A 16888-nucleotide genomic window follows, 5' to 3' on the forward strand; every position below is an offset into this window, starting at 1 on the left:
CATGTATACAGTCTCGGAGGTCCTGATGACAGTCCTGCGCGTGGCGGCGGCCCAGCTCGTCGCCGGTCCCGATCCGGTCGCCAACCTTGCCACGGCGACCGGCGCCGTACGGCGCGCGGCCGCCGCCGGAGCCGAGCTGGTCGCGCTCCCCGAGGCCACGTCGGCCTGCTTCGGCACCGACCTCGCGACGGTGGCCGAACCGCTCGACGGGCCGTTCGCGACCGGGCTGCGGACGGTGGCCGCGGACCTCGGGATCGTCGTGGTCGCAGGGCTGTTCGAGCCGGCCGCGGACGGGCGCGTGCACAACACTTTGCTCGCCACCGGGCCGGGCGTCGAGGCGGCGTACCGGAAGATCCATCTGTACGACGCGTTCGGGTCGCGCGAGTCCGATACGGTTGCTCCGGGCAACAGCCTGGTCAGCTTCGGGTGGCGCGGGCTGACCGTCGGCTTGGCGACGTGTTACGACCTGCGGTTCGCCGGGCAGTTCACGGAGCTCGGGCGGCTCGGGACGGAGCTGGTCGTCATACCGGCGTCGTGGGGTGCGGGGCCGGGCAAGGAAGAGCAGTGGGATCTGCTCACCCGGGCGCGGGCGGCGGACGCGCAGGCGTACCTGCTGGCATGCGACCAGGCGTACGTACCGCCGACGGGAACCGACCCGCTCGGGATCGGCCGGAGCAGCCTCACCGGGCCGCTCGGACAGACGCACGCTCGGCTGGACGCGGCAGCCGGGATCCTGCACGGCACGGTCGACACGGACGTGGTCGCGTCGATCCGGGCCCGGGTACCGATTCTTTAGCGACCGTTCTTCTTCATGCGGGCGTTGTACTCGCGCATCCGCGGCGGGTAGCCGACCACGGCCGCGTCGTACGACGGGATGCCGAGGCGGTTCGCGAAGTCGTGCGCCCACTTGACCGACGGGACCCGCCGACGGGTCCACTCACCGTCGATCGCGACCAGCAGCAAGGTGTAGTCGGTGACCGCCGTCTTGGGCTCGACGAAGCCCTCGACACCCTGGCGGCTCTGGGCGAACTCCCGCAGGTGCGCCTGGTCCGGGGCGTCCGCCCGGCGCATCGTTCCGGCCTTCTGCCGGCGACCGAACCACTTCATGACGACAGTGTCCACTATGTGTGCAAGTCGGGGCCGGAGTCCTGGATAACGGTTGGCCCCGGTCGCCGTCGGCACGCCAGAACCGGCCCGGGCGTGGATCCGGCGGTTATCGGTGAAAGGATGGCGGCGGGCGGGGCCCGCGATCCGGGACCGCCCGCATCGACCGGACCCACGGAGGAACCTGTGACTGACGCTGGTACGACGTACGACCTGGTGATTCTCGGCGGGGGCAGCGGCGGCTACGCGGCCGGTCTGCGGGCCGCGACGCTCGGCCTGTCCGTGGCGCTGATCGAGAAGGACAAGGTCGGCGGCACCTGTCTGCACCGTGGCTGCATCCCGACCAAGGCGCTGCTGCACGCCGCGGAGGTCGCGGACTCAGCCCGCGAGGGTGAGCAGTTCGGGGTCCGGACGACGCTCGAGGGCGTCGACATGGGCGGCGTGAACAAGTACAAGGACGGCGTCGTCGAGCGGTTGTTCAAGGGGCTGCAGGGCCAGTTGAAGGCGCGCGGCATCACCGTGATCGAGGGCGAAGGGCGGTTGACGTCGGCGACGACCGTCCAGGTCGGCGACACGACGTACACCGGCCGCAACGTCATCCTTGCCTCCGGCTCCTACTCCAAGTCGCTGCCCGGGCTCGAGCTCGACGGTCACCGGGTGATCGCGAGCGAGCACGCGCTGACGCTCGACCGGGTCCCGGAGTCCGCGGTGATCCTCGGCGGCGGCGTGATCGGCGTCGAGTTCGCGTCCGCGTGGACCTCGTTCGGCACCCGCGTGACGATCGTCGAGGCGCTGCCGCGGCTGGTCCCGGCCGAGGACGCCGACTCCTCCAAGACCCTCGAGCGGGCGTTCCGGAAGCGGAAGATCGCCTTCAAGACGGGTACGCCGTTCGAATCGGTGACGGTGACCGACTCCGGCGTACAGGTGCACGTCGCGGGCGGCGAGGTCATCGAGGCCGAAGTACTGCTGGTCGCGGTCGGCCGTGGGCCGAACACCGCCGGCCTCGGGTACGAAGAGGTCGGCGTCGCGCTGGACCGCGGGTTCGTGACCGTCGACGCTTCTCTGCAGACGAGCGTGCCGGGCGTGTACGCCGTCGGCGACATCGTGCCGGGCCTGCAGCTCGCGCACCGCGGGTTCCAGCAGGGCATCTTCGTCGCCGAGCACATCGCCGGCCTGGCGCCGACCCCGATCGACGAGACCGGGATCCCGCGCGTGACGTACTCCGAGCCCGAGGTCGCGTCGGTCGGACTGACCGAGGAGCAGGCGCGGGCGAAGTACGGCGAGGTCGACATCCTCAACTACCCGCTCGGCGGGAACGGCAAGTCGCAGATCCTCAAGACCTCCGGCTTCGTGAAGCTGGTCCGCGCCCGCGACGGCGCGGTCGTCGGCCTGCACATGGTCGGTTCCCGCGTCGGCGAGCTGATCGGCGAGGCGCAGCTGATCTACAACTGGGAGGCGTACCCGGCCGACGTCGCCCCGCTGGTGCACGCCCACCCGACCCAGAACGAGGCCCTCGGCGAGGCGCACCTGGCGCTCGCCGGGAAACCTTTGCACTTCCATGACTGACCCTGCTGGTTCACCCCAGTAGGTTGGGGCCGCAGGAGCGTGGGGATGGCCGTGACCCGGATCCCACGCGCTCCGGCGGCACCGTAGGCTGACACTCGACCGATCAGACGAAGGAGCAACGACCGTCATGCCGACCTCTGTATCCCTGCCGGCCCTCGGGGAGAGCGTCACCGAAGGAACCGTCACCCGCTGGCTCAAGCAGGTCGGTGACACGGTGGCCGTCGACGAGCCCCTGCTGGAGGTGTCGACCGACAAGGTAGACACCGAGATCCCGAGCCCTGTCGCCGGCACCCTGCTGGAGATCAAGGCCGCCGAAGACGAAACCGTAGAGGTAGGCGCCGAACTGGCCGTCATCGGCGACGCCGGCGAATCCCCCGCCCCAGCCGCTCCCGCCGACTCCGCAGCCCCAGCTGCTGCCGCTCCCGCCGCCCTGGCGCCCGCCGCGGCTCCGTCCGCTGCCCCCGCCCCGGCCCCCGCCGCCGCTCCGGCTGCTGCCGCCCCGGCCCCCGCTGCTGCTGCGGCTCCCGCGGCCGCTCCGCCCGCTGCCCCGGCTGCTGCTCCCGCCGCCCCGGCGCCTGCTGCCACCACTCCTTCCGCGGCCGCCGCGAACTCGACCCAGACAGAGTCCCCGGCCGCCGCAGCCAACGCACCCCAGGCAGCCTCCGGCACCTCCGTCACGCTCCCCGCCCTGGGTGAAAGCGTCACCGAGGGCACCGTCACCCGCTGGCTCAAGCAGGTAGGCGACGACGTAGCCGTAGACGAGCCACTCCTCGAGGTCTCCACCGACAAGGTAGACACCGAGATCCCGTCCCCCATCGCCGGCAAGCTCCTGGAAATCAAGGTCGCCGAAGACGAAACCGTAGAGGTGGGCGCCGAACTGGCCATCGTCGGCTCCGGCACCCCCGCCGCCGCCCCGGCCCCGGCAGCTCCGGCCCCGGCCGCCGCAGCCCCCACCGCCGCAGCCCCCGCCGCCGCACCTGCTCCGGCCCCCGCACCGGCACCCGCCGCTGCCCCGGCCCCCGCACCCGCCGCAGCCCCGGTCCCGGCCGCCGCACCCGCTCCGGTTGCCGCCCCGGCCGCCGCGCCCGCACCGGTTGCCGCTCCGGCCGCCGCCGCTCCGGCGCCTGTTGCCGCTCCGGCTCCCGCCGTACCGGCCGCATCCCCCAACGGCGCCGCCACCGACGGCCCGAACTACGTCACCCCGCTGGTCCGCAAGCTGGCCGCGGAGCACGCCGTCGACCTGAACGCAGTACAGGGCACCGGTGTCGGCGGCCGCATCCGCAAGCAGGACGTACTCGCCGCCGCCGAGGCCAACAAGGCCGCCGCGGCCGCCGCACCAGCAGCCGCCCCCGCGGCCCCGGCCCCCGCCGCCGCGAAGGCGCCCGCGATCAGCCCGCTGCGCGGCACCACCGAGAAGATGAGCCGCATCCGCAAGGCGATCGCCGCGCACATGGTGAACAGCCTGAAGGTCTCGGCCCAGCTGACCACCGTGGTCGAGGTCGACGTCACCGAGATCGCCAAGCTGCGGAACAAGAAGAAGGCCGAGTTCGAGGCCCGCGAGGGCGTCAAGCTGTCCTTCCTGCCGTTCTTCGCTCTCGCCGCGGTCGACGCGCTCAAGCAGTACCCGAAGCTCAACGCCTCGATCGACGAGGAGAAGGGCGAGATCACGTACCACGCCGCCGAGCACCTGGGCATCGCCGTGGACGTGGAGCGCGGCCTGATGGTCCCGGTCGTGCACAACGCCGGCGACCTGAACATCGCGGGCCTGGCGAAGAAGATCGCCGACCTCGCCGACCGCACCCGCAACAACAAGGTGCTGCCGGACGAGATGGCGGGCGGCACGTTCACGATCACCAACACCGGTAGCCGGGGCGCGCTGTTCGACACCCCGATCCTGAACCAGCCGCAGGTCGGCATGCTCGGGACCGGTGCGGTGGTGAAGCGCCCGGTCGTCATCACCCACCCGGAGCTCGGCGAGACGATCGCGATCCGGCAGATGGTGTACCTGGCGCTGACCTACGACCACCGCCTGGTCGACGGCGCCGACGCGGCCCGCTACCTGACGGCCGTGAAGCAGCGCCTCGAAGAGGCCCAGTTCGACGTCTGATCCGATCGACGACGGCGCCGGTGCCTGTCCTCCGCGCGGGGGACGGCCACCGGCGCCTTCGCGTTCACCCGACAGGGAGTAGTCCGCGATGAAATACGTACTGGCCGGCGCGTCCGGCTTCCTCGGCCGGGCCCTCGCCCGCGATCTGGTTGCCGACGGCCACCAAGTACTGCGGCTGGTACGGCGTACCCCGGCGGCGCCGGACGAACTCCGCTGGGACCCGGCCCGCGGCGACCTGGACCCGGCCGCCCTCGACGATCCCGACGTACTGGTCAACCTCGCCGGCGCGAACATCGGCCGCCCGTGGACACCGACGTACCGGATGACGATCCGCGAGAGCCGCGTCCGTACGACGGCAACCCTCGCGGCGGCCGCGACGCAACTCGACCGCCGGCCCGTACTGATCACGCAGAGCGGGATCGGCGGGTACGGCACCGACCTCGGCGACCGCATCCTCACCGAGGACTCCGACCTCGGTGACGGCTTCCTCGCCGACGTCGTCCGCCTCTGGGAAGGCGCGCTCGAACCCGCCCGCACGGCAGGCTGCCGGGTCGCTGCCCTCCGCACCGGCGTCGTCCTGGGCCGCAAGGCTCCGGCGTTCCAGCTCCTCTCCATCCCGTTCCGCCTCGGCCTCGGCGGCCGCCTCGGCTCGGGTACGCAGTACTTCCCGGTCGTCTCCCTCACCGACTGGATCCGCGCCGTCCGCCACGTAGCCGAGAACGACGCGGTGGAAGGCCCGGTCAACATCGCCCTACCGACCCCCGCCACCAACATCGAGTTCACCGAAGCCTTGGCGACGGCTCTCCACCGCCCGTCCTTCGTCCCTGTCCCGGCCGCCCTGATGCAGCTCGTACTGGGCGAGTTCGCGTGGGAACTTCTGGGCAGCAAGCGAGCCCTGCCGACCCGGCTCCAATCCACCGGCTTCACCTTCCACCACCCCCAAGTAGCCACCGCCATTTCCGCCGCCCTCACCTAGGTAGTCGCGCGAGCGATCGTGGTGATGCGCCAAGGCTGGCTTTTCGAGCTTGTAGGCACTGCGGTCAGGGTGATGAGCCGCGCTGAGAGCTGACCTGCCGGGAGTGGGGTCTTCGTACCGAGCCGGTCGACGACTTCACCCGCGGTGAGGTGGTCGACGGTGCGCAGCGTGATGGTGGTCGGCGTACGCGCGGCGATCGTGGCGCTCTCGATCGTGATCCGGAGCCCCTGCACCCGCACGTTCTGCTTCCGATAGCTGGCCAACAACGCCCGATCGGCTGCCCAAGGCGGGCTTCCCGGCATATAGATCTGGTCGAGTGCGGCCACGTCAAGCGTGCTGAACGCCTGCGACCGTTGGTCGTCAAGCCGCTCCAACGTCCGCAGCCAAGCTCTCGGATCAACACTCGCAACGGTCGGCGGACCACCAGCTCGCTCGCCCACCCGTGTCGGCTCCGCACCCGGTGTCGGTTCCGCACCCTGCGTCGGCTTCCTCGCGGGCGTCGGGTGCGCACCGGTCGGTGTCACCGGTTGTGCAGTAGGCCGGGCAGAAGTCGACTGACGAGATGTGGGCAGCGTGGACGCGGCCCCGGTGGTCGTTTGCTGCATGGCCGGTGACTTGGGTGGTTCGGACTGTGCGCTTGTCGAGCTGTCGACGGTGCGCACGGCCGCGATGCCGAGTACGAGTACGACGACAGCTCCGGCCGCTACTGCCGCCAGTACGCCGTACGCGGGATGCATGTACCGCCCATACCGCTGCCGGCCACCAACAACCCGTCGATCCCGCAGCCGCCCACGCCGAAACCCATCTCGACGCCGGCCCTGCCCACGGCCCCGAAGCCCTGCGCCCCAGGCGGCACCCGCAAGATCAGGCTTACCCAGCCCACGAGCTCCAGCAGGACCCGGTCCACGAGCCCCCGGTGCATGACCACCCGCTCCGTGACCGCCCGCTCCGTGACCACCTGCTCCGTGACCACCCGCGCCGTGACCACCCGCTCCGTGACCACCCGCTCCGTGACCACCCGCGCCGGAACCACCCGCTCCAGAACCATCGGTTCTTGAGCTGACGGTTGCTGTGCGCCGTGTCCCCGTATTGCCCAAGCCCGCAACGGCGGAGCCTGCACCACCAGCTCCTGCACCACCAGCTTCACCAGCAGTTCCGCCGCCACCGGTCGGGGGTCCTGGGCTTGCACATGCGGGGTCTGCGTGGCCGGTCTTGGCGCCAGCAGCTGCCGTGCTGCTTGTTCCAGTAGCAGCTGGGCGCACAGCGGTTGAGCCTGTGTCGCTGGTTCCTGTGCCAGTCCGGTCCGCGGTGTGCGGGACTGCGCTGCCGGGGATTCCGCCGGCGGGGACTGCGTCAGGTGCGGGCGCATCGGTGGCGTGGGGCGTTCGGCTGGGGGACGTGCTGTGTGGGGTGTGGAGGCGGGCGGAGCGGGTCGTACGGATTGTGCGGCCGGTTGGGGTTTTGGTGCGGCGGCTTACGCGGGCGCGGGTGGGGTTTGCGGTGGTGGGGGTTGGGTGGTGCGGTTGGGACGGGTGGGTTGGCTCGGGTGTGTTGGGGGTTGGCAGCGGGGGCGCCAACGGGTTGCGGGCGAGCGAGGGTGCGCCGTCATCGTCAGGCGGGGCGGTGGGCGGGGTCTGGCGATGGTTGGCGCGGGCTACGGGGCTGCACGCAGTACCGGAGTCGAGCGGTTGCTGCCCGACGGCCGGTGCGGCGCTGGACGCGGGGTTCGAGGCCGCCCGCGGGTTGGACCGTTGCTGCTCCGAACTGGTCGACGGATCGCTCGCTTGGTTGGAGTTGGGCGGGTGGTCCGCTGGGTTGGTCGCAGGGGTGCCTGCGTTGTTGGGGCTGGGCGGTTGCAGGCCTGGGCCGGTCTCGCGATTGGTCGCCTGGCTGGAGTTGGACGGTTGCCGCACTGGGTTGGTCGCGGGAGTGCCTGCGTTGTTGGAGCTGGGCGGTTGCAGACCTGGGCCGGTCTCGCGGCTGGTCGCCTGGCTGGAGTTGGACGGTTGCCGCACTGGGTTGGTCGCGGGAGTGCCTGCGTTGTTGGAGCTGGGCGGTTGCAGACCTGGGCTGGTCTCGCGGCTGGTCGCCTGGCTCGAGTTGGACGGTTGCCGCACTGCGTTCGTCGCCGGGTCGGTTACGTGGGTGGGCTCGGCCGGGTGCTGCGCGGAGTTCGGCGCGGAGTTCGGCGCGGAGTTCGGCGCGGAGTTCGGCGCGGGGTTGCGGGCGGGAGTGGAGTTGGGCGCTTGCTGGGTTGGGTTGGCGGCGGGGGTGGAGTTGGGGGCTGGCGGGGTTGGGATGGTTGCCGGGGCGCTGGTGGGGGTGTTTGCGGGGGTTGAGTTGGGTGGTTGGGGGTGGGTGGGGTGGTGGGCTTGGGGCGGAGTGGGAGTTGGGCGGGCTTGGGGTGGGGTTGTGGGTGGGGAGTGGGGGCTTGGGGTGGGGAGGGTGGGTGGGAGGAGGCCTTCTGGGGGGATGGCTAGTTCTATGGGTTCGGGTTGGGAGAGGGTCAGGAGGCGGGTGGGGATGGCGGTGAGGAGTGGGGTGGGGGTGAAGAGGTGGGGGTCTGCGCCGACTTGGTGGGCCAGGGTTGCGAGGGCTTGGGCGTCGGCTTCGGGGGTGGAGTGGCGGAGGGTCGGGTCGGTGAGGATGGGGCGGCCGTCGGCGTCGAACATGATGTTGTTCGGGGTGATGGAGCCGTGGGTGAGGCCGTAGTCGTGGAGGTAGGTGAGGGCTGAGGCCAGCGGGGTGAGCAGGGTGACCAGTTCGCCTTTGGTGAGGGGGCCGCGGCGGGTGAGGAGGGCGGTCAGGGTGCCTGCGGCGAGGTGCTGGCTGATCAGGATCCAGCCGGTGTCGGTTTCGTGGAACTCCGTCAGGCGGGCGATGTGGGGGTGGCGGAGGCGGGTGAGTTTGGTGAGGTCCTCGCGGACGCGGTGGGTGTCGGACAGGGTGCCGGCGGGGATGTGTTTGAGCACGGCGTTGCGGCCGGTTGCGCGGTCCCGGACCTGCCAGACGGTGCCGGCGGATCCGGAGCCCAGCTGCCGGCGCAGGCTGTAGCCGGCCAGGTTTGCGAGATCCATGTCCAAGAGGATGCACCGATCGCGAACACCCCCGCGGAAGTTATCCACAGCCCCCACCCGTCCGGCGGGAACGTACCCCGCGGTTGGCTCGAGTCAGCGGGACCTACACTCGGAAGAGTGAGTGCGATCAGGTACGTGGAGGCTGGGTTCGGCGCGGAAGCGGTGGAGTACGAGGCTGCTTGGGCCGAGCAGCGGAGGCTGCATGCGCAGGTTGCCGAGGGCGCCGACAGCGGCACGGTGATTCTGCTGGAGCACCCGCCGGTCTACACGGCCGGTAAGCGCACCGAGCCGCACGAGCGGCCGCTGGACGGGACACCGGTCGTCGATGTGGACCGTGGCGGCAAGATCACCTGGCACGGCCCCGGGCAGCTGGTCGGGTATCCGATCGTGAAGCTCGCCTCACATGTGTACGTCGTGGACTACGTCCGCCGGCTCGAAGAGGCCCTGATCGCGGTCTGCGCGGAACTCGGTGTGCGGACCGGGCGGGTCAAGGGACGCAGCGGCGTGTGGGTCGCCGCTGATGAGCGCGGGCGGGAGCGGAAGATCGCCGCGATCGGGATCCGGGTCGCGCAGGGCGTGACCATGCACGGGTTCGCGTTGAACTGCAACAACGACCTGGCCTGGTTCGACCGGATCGTGCCGTGCGGGATCTCCGACGCGGACGTGACCACGCTGTCCAAGGAACTCGGTCGTGAGGTGACGATCGCCGAGGTGCTCGAGCCGGTACGGCGGCATCTCGACGAGCTCCTCGCGTGGAACGAGTACGAGCGCAGCCCGGACATCGACCACCACGAGGAGCCGCCGACCGCGATCACCTACGGGTTGACGGTCTGAAGCCCCACGGCCGTGCGCCAGTCGGCGTGCAGCGCGCGCAACTTGGCGGCGATCTCCGGTTGCGCTGACAGCTCGTTCTGCTGTTCGCCGATGTCGTCGGCCAGGTTCGCGAGGAACCAGCCCTCCCCCATCGGCGCGTGCTCGTAGTCGCGCAGGTGCCGCGTGTTCTCGTTGTCATCGACCCAGCTGAGCTTCCAGTCGCCGGACCGGACCGCCCACTGGAACCCGCAGTCCCAGTGCAGGTTCTCGTGGGCCACGTCGACCGTCCCGGTCAGCACGGGCAGGATGTCGACACCGTCCGTACCGTCGACCGTTGCTCCGGCCGCTGCCGCGAGCGTCGGTACCAGGTCGAGGGTGCTGAGGAGTGCGTCCGTACGACGACCCGCCGGCAGGTGGCCCGGCCAGCGCCAGAGCATCGGGATGCGGATGCCGCCGTCCCAGAGCGTGTACTTCGTCCCGCGCAGCGGAGCGTTGTCGCCGAAGTTGCAGGTCGACCCGCCGTTGTCCGTCACGTACACGACGATCGTGTCGTCGCCGGCCGCGTCGAGCAGCCGGCCGATCTCGGCGTCCATCAGCTCCAGCTGGGCCAGGTAGTACTCGCGGCCGTGCGGGAGGTTCGGCACGATCACGTCGTCGTACCACTCCATGAACGGGCCGTCCGCCTCCGGCGACCAGTCGCGGAACGCGGGCAGGCCGCGGGTGTTCAGCTCGGACTCCGGCAGCTGCCAGCAGAAGTTGTGTACGGCGTTGAACGCGACCATGCAGAAGTACGGGCGTTCGTCCTCGGCGGTCATGAAGTCTGCTGCACGGCGGCCGAACTCTGCGGTCAGGAAGCCCTCGTGCTCAACAGGCTCGTCACCGGACAGCAACGGCTGCACAGCCATGTGGTGCGCCGCGGGCTGCCCGTACGACTCCACTGCGTCGTCAGAGTGGTGCAGGTAGTTCAACCGCCCGAACGACTGCCCTGCCAAGCCGTAGAGCGTCTCCTCGAAGCCATGGTGTGGTGGGCACGCCCTGTCCCCCACGTCTTCCTTGCCGTAGTGCACCTTGCCGAAGTAGCCGGTGCGGTAGCCCTGGCCGCGGAGCACTTCGGCCAGCGTCGGTACGTCGTCCGGTGGGAAGGCGGCCGAGTCGAACCATTGGCCGCCCCATCGCTGCTGGTAGCGGCCGGAGATGATCGACGCCCGCGACGGGCTGCAGATCGGTGCTGTCACGTAAGCGTCGGTGCAGGTCACGCCCTCGGCCGCCAGCCGGTCCAGGGCCGGTGTCTTTACGTCGGGATGTACGCCGAGCCCGCCGCGGTCGGCGTAGCCGTGGTCGTCGGACACGATCAGCAGGATGTTCGGAGCGGGCAAGGGCTCATCCTCTCGAGAGACGTACGGCCTGGTCGAGTAGCCATCTCAACTCACCAGCCAGGCGTTGCACCAGAGGCGTCTCAGCGGACAGGGTGTGTGCCGAAGTGTCTGCGGGGTGTGACGGCTGTTCGTCGCTACCTTGGGGTTGTGTCCAAATTTCTTGGGTTCTTGCTCGGCGTAGCCGTTGCTCTGGCCGGACCGGCCGTGTTCGGGGTGCTCGCGGCGCCGGGTGGTATCGAGCTGAACGCTAAGGGGATGGCGCTGGCCTTCGGCATCGGCGCGCTCGTCTTCTGGGCCGTCGTTTCGTACTTCTCCGGCGCCGGTGCGCTCGGGGCGTTCGTCGCGTTCGGCACCCTGGTCTACTGCTGGCTGTGGATCCCGAACCGGACCACGAACTTCCTGAACGGTGTCCCGGGTGTGACCAACGGGATGATCGAGGGGTCGAAGCAGTACACGCTGAACGGCGTCGTGCCGGTGCTCGGGGTGATCTCGCTGGTGTACTCGATCCAGCTGATCGTCCGCGGGGTGCAGCGGCGGCGCCGGGACCGGGTCGAGGCCGAGCGGGCGCAGCGCGAGCAGGAGGCGGCGCAGGCGCAGCAGGAGGCGGACGTCGCCGCTGTGTATCCGGTTGCCGGGGGCACCTATCAGGAGCCGGTGCCGTATCAGCCGCACAGTTCGTACGACGACCTGTTCGACGAGCCGGAGCCGGTACAGCCGCGGAACCAGGCGGACGAGCAGACGCGGCAGTTCCCGGTGGGGGCGGGTGCGGGGTTCGAGCAGACGCGGCAGTTCCCGGCCGCCGATGCCGAGAGCAACCAGTCCGACGAGCAGACAGCCGTAGCCGCCGCCCCGGCGGCGGAGGCGGCGCAGGAGGAGCCTGCGGCCGAGCAGCACGAGGGGCCGGCGGCTCCGGTTCCCGGGCAGCACGAGGAGCCGCAGACGCCGGTGGGTGCGGCGGAGGCAGCTGCGCCGGAGGGTGCGGAGGCGAACGGCCGGCGAGACGACGAGCCGACGCAACCTGCGCAAGCGCAGGAAGCTGCTGCCGCGCAGCAGGAGCCGGCGGCGGAGGCGGCTCCGGTCGCGGACGCGGCTCCGGTCGCGGACGCGGCTCCGGTCGCGGACGCCGCTCCGGTCGCGGAGGCCGCTCCGGTGGCGGAGGTAGCTCCCGCGGGTGGGCAGCCGAAGGTGGGGCAGGACGGCGAGCCGACGCAACCCGCACAGGTGCAGGACGCTGCCGCGCAGCAGGAGGCAGCACCCGTGGCGGGGGTGGCTCCCGTGGCCGAGGTAGCCCCCTCGGGTGGGCAGCCGAAGGTGGAGCAGGACGGCGAGCCGACGCTACCAGCACAGGCGAAGGAGGCTGCTGCGCAGCAGGAGGCGGTGGCGGGGACGCCCGCTCAGGTGGCAGACCAGGCTCGGGGTGCAGGAGCGGCTCCGGAGGCAGGAGCGGCTGCGGGAGCAGAGGCAGAGGTGGTCCGGGAGTCTGCTGCGGACCAGGCCGGGGCTGCGGCGGAGTCGGCGGGTGGCGAGACGAAGGCTGCGGGTGCTGCGGCGGCGGGCAACCGGCCGGTGGAGGACAAGCCGACGGGTAGCGCGGCGGTCGGCAACCAGCCGGTGGAGGACACGCCAGCGGGTAGTGCGGCGGGAAACCGGCCGGTGGACGACAAGCCGGCGGGTGGTGCGGCGGTGGAGGGTAAGCCGGTGGAAGACAAGCCGGCGGGTGGTGAGGAGCGGGTGGGGGGTTTGGCTTCGAGGGTGATGCCTAAGGAGCAGGTGGGGTCGCAGTATCGGGAGCGGATGGAGGACCCGGAGGACACCGGGGAGTTCTTTCTGAGTGCGTTCGAGAATCCGGCCGTCAAGCCGGCCTAGGTACTACCTACGCGACGTGCATGCGCTGCGGGTGTTCCCCCCGCCGCGCATGCTCCGTGATTGCCTCCGAGTACGCCGTACTCGCCATCTCCAGCACTTCGCCGGCCATCTGTGCCCGTGGTGAGTCCGTGCTCCAGGCAAGCACCAGCTTCCGGTGGATCGGGTCCCCGACCAGTGTCCGCGTGGTGACGTCCGAGGACAGCATCCGGTATGACGTGGGCGAGATCAGCGCCACGCCCTGCCCGCTGGTGACGAACCCCATCAGCACCGACGTGTCGACCGAGTGATGTTCCACCCGCGGCTGGAACCCGGCCGCCTCGCAGGCCGCCCGGAACAGCACATGGAACCCGCTGTCGTCCGGCGGCTCCCCGATCCACTCCTCGTCGCAGAGCGCCGCGAGGTCGATCTCGCCGCGCGTCCGGACGGCGACCGGGTGGTCCGCGGACAGCGCGACGTACGCCGACTCCGACTCGACCACCGTGGTCGACTCGACGCCGGACGGCAGCCGCAGCTCGAACCCGGGGAACTCCCGCAGCAGCGCGAAGTCCAGCCGCCCGCTCTCCAGCTGCTGCAGCAAGACGCTCGACGACCACTCGACCTCGATGCTGACCTGTTCGATCTCGCCGTGCTCGCGGAGCCGGGACGCGATCCCGGACATCGGCGCGGTCGGGAACCCGCCGAGCCGGACCGCGGACGACTCGACCGCGGTCATCGCGGACACGGTCGCGGACAGGTGGTCGACGTCGACCAGGATCGCCCGCGCGCGGTCGACAGCGTACCGCCCGAGCGGGGTCGGCGTGACGCCGGTGCGCGAGCGTTCGAAGAGCTCTCCCCCGAACGCGGCCTCGATCCGCTTCAGCTGCGCGGTCAGGCTCGGCTGGCTGACCTTGAGCCAGCGGGCGGCCCGGCCGACGGACCCCGCTTCTGCCACCAGGACCACCACCCGTAGATGGCGCAGCTCGACGTTCATGCGTTGAGACCGTAGTCGAGGTCTACGCACAGCTCACAGGCGCCCTACATTGCGGTTTCGTCACAGCCGGGTCCTCCCCTGTAACGCCGGACCCGGTTGTGACGATGAGCTACGACATCTTGAGGGCCAACGCCTCCCGGTAACCGAGCCGGCGGCCGGTCTGCAGCAGCGTCCGTTCGTACAGCCGGGCACCGACCCGGACGATCAGTACGGTCGCCAGCAGCAACAGGGCGATCGAGGCCAGCGGCTGCCAGAGCGGCACGTCCTCGGTGAGCATCCGCCCCGGCATCGACATCGACGACGCGATCGGGACGAACGACGCGATCGTCTTCGCCGACGTACCGGCGAACACCGAGAAGAAGAACGGGACCATCAGGATCATCTGCCCGGGCAGCGTGGTCGACCCGAGGTCCTCCTGCCGCGTCGCGAGCGAGCCGGCGACCGCCCACAGCCCGGCCAGCGCGACGAACCCGAGCACGAAGAACACCACGAACCACCCGGCGACCGGCGCGACCACCTCGAGTACGGCGGCCTGGTCGGTGGCGAGCAGTCCGATCAGCGAAGCTCCGGCGATCACCACGATCTGCGCGAGCGCCAGCACCGTGTTGCCGAGCACCTTGCCCCACAGCAGCGCCCGGATCGGCACGGCGGCGGCGAGGATCTCGACGACCCGGCTCTCCTTCTCCTGTACGACGCTCTGCGCGATCATCATGCCGAACCCGAGCGCGGTCATGTAGAACACCAGCGCGAGCCCGATGTTGACGAAGTGCGACACCAGATCCGGCAGCGGGCCGGGCTTCAGCAGGCTGACCTCGACCTTCGTACCGGCGTGCAGTTCGGCCGGGGTGAGCCCGGCCTTCGCCGCGTTGGCCGCCGTACCGACCGTCGCCGCGGCCTCCCGCAGCGCGCTCTCGATGCCGCTGTCCACCTGGTCCTTGCCGAGTACGACGTACCCGTCGGTGCCTGGCAGCAGCGCCGCCTTCACGTCGCCGTCGGTGACGGCCTTCTCGGCGGCAGGGCGGTCGGACAGCCGGACGACGTCGTACCCCTTGCCGCCGACCGTTGTCGACGCCTGCCGCACCACCTTGGCGGCCGCGTCGTCGACGACGCCGATCTTCGACGCGCTCCCCTTGCCGATCAGGACCGCCGGCAGGATCGTCGCGGCCATCACGATCAGCAGCATCACGACGGTCGAGCCGACGAACGTCTTGTCCCGCAGCTTCGTGCTGATCTCGCGTTCGGCGATCAGCACCCACGGCCTGTCGAGTGCGTTCATCGGGTCGCCTCCCGGAAGACGTCGCTCAGCGCCACCCGTTCCGGCCCGAACTCCAGCACCCGGCCGCGGCTGATCGCCTCTTGAAGGATCTTCTGCTCCAGCTCGGCATCCAGTACGTCGAACAGCGCCGTACCGCCGGCCACGTCACGCACCTCGATCCCGCGCAGGTCCCGCAGCCAGCCGGCGTCGCCCTCGACCACCAGGCGGTACGTCGCCGCGGACCCGGCGGACAGCTCCGCGACCGAACCCGCCGCGACCACCTTGCCGCGGGACAGGACGACGAGGTCGTCGCACAGCCGCTCCACCAGGTCGAGCTGGTGGCTGGAGAACAGCACCGGTACCTCCGGCGTGACCTCGTCGCGGAGCAGGTCGACCATCGCGTCGACGGCGAGCGGGTCGAGCCCGCTGAACGGCTCGTCGAGGACCAGCGCAATCGGCTCGTGGACCAGCGCGGCCGCGATCTGCACCCGCTGCTGGTTGCCCAGCGACAGCGTCTCGAGTACGTCGGTGGCGCGCTCGGCCAGCCCGAGCCGCTCGAGCAGCCGGTCCGTCCGCTCCAGCGCCCGGTCCGGGCCGAGGCCGTGCAGCCGGCCGAAGAACACCAACTGGTCGCGGATCTTCATCTTCGGGTACAGGCCGCGCTCCTCGGGCATGTACCCGAAGTCGCGGCGGACGTTCTGCGACAGCGGTCCGTCCTGCCAGCGCACCTCGCCCGCCGTCGCCGCCAGGACGCCGAGGATGATCCGCATCGTCGTCGTCTTCCCGGCCCCGTTGGCCCCGACGAACCCGGTCATCCGTCCCGGTACGACGTCGAAGGTCACGTCGTCCAGCGCCAGATGATCACCGAACCGCCGGGTGAGCCCACTCACCCTCAGCATGTGTCACCGTTCCCATCAAGGTCAGCCCCCAGCCGGGCTGGTCTACCCGACGATGACAAAGCTAGTGACGACGACCCTCCGCGCACGTCGGCCGCGGGGCTGACGGACCGGGTCATTCGCAGGGGGGACCTGCAGGCCATCACAATCGGCGGCCTGCGGTCGCTCCAGGCGGGGCAGGTCGCGGCAACCGCGCATTGTGATGGCCTGGCGGTCCGGCCTTCAGCTCGAGGCGTCGTCCCCCGGGGTGACGAGGCCGCATTCGTACGCGAAGACGACCGCCTGGACGCGGTCGCGGAGGCCGAGTTTCAGGAGGACCCGGGAGACGTGGGTCTTCACGGTCGCCTCGCCGACGTAGAGCTGGGCGGCGATCTCGGTGTTGGTGAGGCCGCGGGCGATCAGGCCGAGGACCTCACGTTCGCGTTCGGTCAGCTCGGCCAGCAGGTCCGGCCGGTACACGCGCTCCCCGCCGCCGGTGAACCGCTTGATCACCCGCCGCGTCACCTCCGGCGCCAGCAGCGCGTGCCCGGAGTGCACGATCTGGATCGCCTCGACCAGGTCCTCGGGCGCGGTGTTCTTCAGCAGGAACCCGCTCGCCCCGGCGCCGAGCGACTCGAACAGGTAGTCGTCGCGGTCGAACGTGGTCAGGATCACGACCTTCCCGGCGTCCTCGGCGACGATCCGCTGGGTCGCGCTGATCCCGTCCATCCCAGGCATCTGGACGTCCATCAGTACGACGTCCGGCCGCAGGGCGAGCGCCAGCTCGATCGCCTTCTCGCCGTCGGCCGCCTCGCCGACCACCTCGATCTCCGGCTCGACGGACAGGATCATCCGGAACCCCGCCCGGACCAGGTCCTGGTCGTCCACGAGCAGAACCCGCAT

General features: G+C 70.7%; 14 protein-coding genes and 1 pseudogene. 6 read left to right on the plus strand and 9 right to left on the minus strand.

The features are described from left to right. The first annotated feature begins 25 nt into the window (after positions 1 to 25). On the plus strand, positions 26 to 796 hold the full coding sequence (locus ACQHIV_RS15715; RefSeq protein WP_427894964.1) for a nitrilase-related carbon-nitrogen hydrolase: 771 nt from the start codon (positions 26 to 28) through the stop codon (positions 794 to 796). On the opposite strand, the gene ACQHIV_RS15720 is transcribed toward ACQHIV_RS15715, so the two are convergent. Next, positions 793 to 1107: a hypothetical protein gene (locus ACQHIV_RS15720; RefSeq protein WP_427894965.1), complete on the minus strand. Its 315-nt coding sequence runs from the start codon at positions 1105 to 1107 to the stop codon at positions 793 to 795. The genes ACQHIV_RS15715 and ACQHIV_RS15720 overlap by 4 nt on opposite strands. Positions 1108 to 1290: 183 nt before the next feature. Here ACQHIV_RS15720 and lpdA point away from each other — a divergent pair, with 183 nt between their 5' ends. From lpdA to ACQHIV_RS15735, 3 genes are all read left to right on the plus strand, one after another. Next, on the plus strand, positions 1291 to 2670 hold the full coding sequence (gene lpdA / locus ACQHIV_RS15725; RefSeq protein ID WP_427894967.1) for a dihydrolipoyl dehydrogenase: 1380 nt from the start codon (positions 1291 to 1293) through the stop codon (positions 2668 to 2670). 127 nt (positions 2671 to 2797) lie between these two features. Further along, positions 2798 to 4777, plus strand: coding sequence for a 2-oxoglutarate dehydrogenase, E2 component, dihydrolipoamide succinyltransferase (gene sucB, locus ACQHIV_RS15730; protein ID WP_427894969.1), 1980 nt, complete (start codon positions 2798 to 2800; stop codon positions 4775 to 4777). 88 nt (positions 4778 to 4865) lie between these two features. Continuing rightward, on the plus strand, positions 4866 to 5753 hold the full coding sequence (locus ACQHIV_RS15735) for a TIGR01777 family oxidoreductase (RefSeq protein WP_427894971.1): 888 nt from the start codon (positions 4866 to 4868) through the stop codon (positions 5751 to 5753). Here ACQHIV_RS15735 and ACQHIV_RS15740 read toward each other — a convergent pair. The 3 genes and pseudogenes from ACQHIV_RS15740 to ACQHIV_RS15750 form a co-directional block, all read right to left on the minus strand. Next, positions 5750 to 6079 (minus strand): hypothetical protein, encoded by a 330-nt coding sequence (locus tag ACQHIV_RS15740; protein WP_427896689.1) that lies wholly within the window; start codon positions 6077 to 6079, stop codon positions 5750 to 5752. The two genes, ACQHIV_RS15735 and ACQHIV_RS15740, sit on opposite strands and share 4 nt — an antisense overlap. Positions 6080 to 6456: 377 nt before the next feature. Beyond that, on the minus strand, positions 6457 to 6918 hold the full coding sequence (locus ACQHIV_RS15745; RefSeq protein WP_427896691.1) for a hypothetical protein: 462 nt from the start codon (positions 6916 to 6918) through the stop codon (positions 6457 to 6459). Positions 6919 to 8368: 1450 nt separating this feature from the next. Beyond that, a pseudogene (locus ACQHIV_RS15750) lies at positions 8369 to 8830 on the minus strand (protein kinase domain-containing protein); the annotation flags it as partial. 117 nt (positions 8831 to 8947) lie between these two features. Between ACQHIV_RS15750 and lipB the strand changes: the two are divergent. Further along, positions 8948 to 9664 (plus strand): lipoyl(octanoyl) transferase LipB, encoded by a 717-nt coding sequence (gene lipB, locus ACQHIV_RS15755; RefSeq protein ID WP_427894972.1) that lies wholly within the window; start codon positions 8948 to 8950, stop codon positions 9662 to 9664. Here the strand turns inward: lipB and ACQHIV_RS15760 are convergent. Then, positions 9646 to 11019, minus strand: coding sequence for a sulfatase family protein (locus ACQHIV_RS15760; RefSeq protein ID WP_427894974.1), 1374 nt, complete (start codon positions 11017 to 11019; stop codon positions 9646 to 9648). The two genes, lipB and ACQHIV_RS15760, sit on opposite strands and share 19 nt — an antisense overlap. A 147-nt stretch (positions 11020 to 11166) precedes the next feature. Here ACQHIV_RS15760 and ACQHIV_RS15765 point away from each other — a divergent pair, with 147 nt between their 5' ends. Continuing rightward, positions 11167 to 12885, plus strand: coding sequence for a hypothetical protein (locus ACQHIV_RS15765; protein WP_427894976.1), 1719 nt, complete (start codon positions 11167 to 11169; stop codon positions 12883 to 12885). A gap of 7 nt (positions 12886 to 12892) precedes the next feature. Here the strand turns inward: ACQHIV_RS15765 and ACQHIV_RS15770 are convergent, their stop codons facing one another. The 4 genes from ACQHIV_RS15770 to ACQHIV_RS15785 all read right to left on the minus strand — a co-directional run bounded on the left by ACQHIV_RS15770 (position 12893) and on the right by ACQHIV_RS15785 (position 16888). Beyond that, entirely contained in the window at positions 12893 to 13855 is a 963-nt protein-coding gene (locus ACQHIV_RS15770) for a LysR family transcriptional regulator (protein WP_427894978.1), read from the minus strand. Positions 13856 to 13964: 109 nt separating this feature from the next. After that, the gene (locus tag ACQHIV_RS15775; protein ID WP_427894980.1) at positions 13965 to 15131 is read right to left on the minus strand and encodes an ABC transporter permease; all 1167 of its coding nucleotides are present in this window, start codon (positions 15129 to 15131) and stop codon (positions 13965 to 13967) included. After that, positions 15128 to 16009, minus strand: a complete 882-nt coding sequence (locus tag ACQHIV_RS15780; protein ID WP_427894982.1) for an ABC transporter ATP-binding protein — start codon at positions 16007 to 16009, stop codon at positions 15128 to 15130. Before ACQHIV_RS15780 ends, ACQHIV_RS15775 begins: the two co-directional genes overlap by 4 nt. Positions 16010 to 16228: 219 nt before the next feature. Then, entirely contained in the window at positions 16229 to 16888 is a 660-nt protein-coding gene (locus ACQHIV_RS15785) for a response regulator (protein ID WP_427894984.1), read from the minus strand.

Origin of the sequence: Kribbella polygonati, assembly GCF_050320105.1 — a bacterium.
In the GTDB taxonomy this organism is placed as follows: Bacteria; Actinomycetota; Actinomycetes; order Propionibacteriales; family Kribbellaceae; genus Kribbella.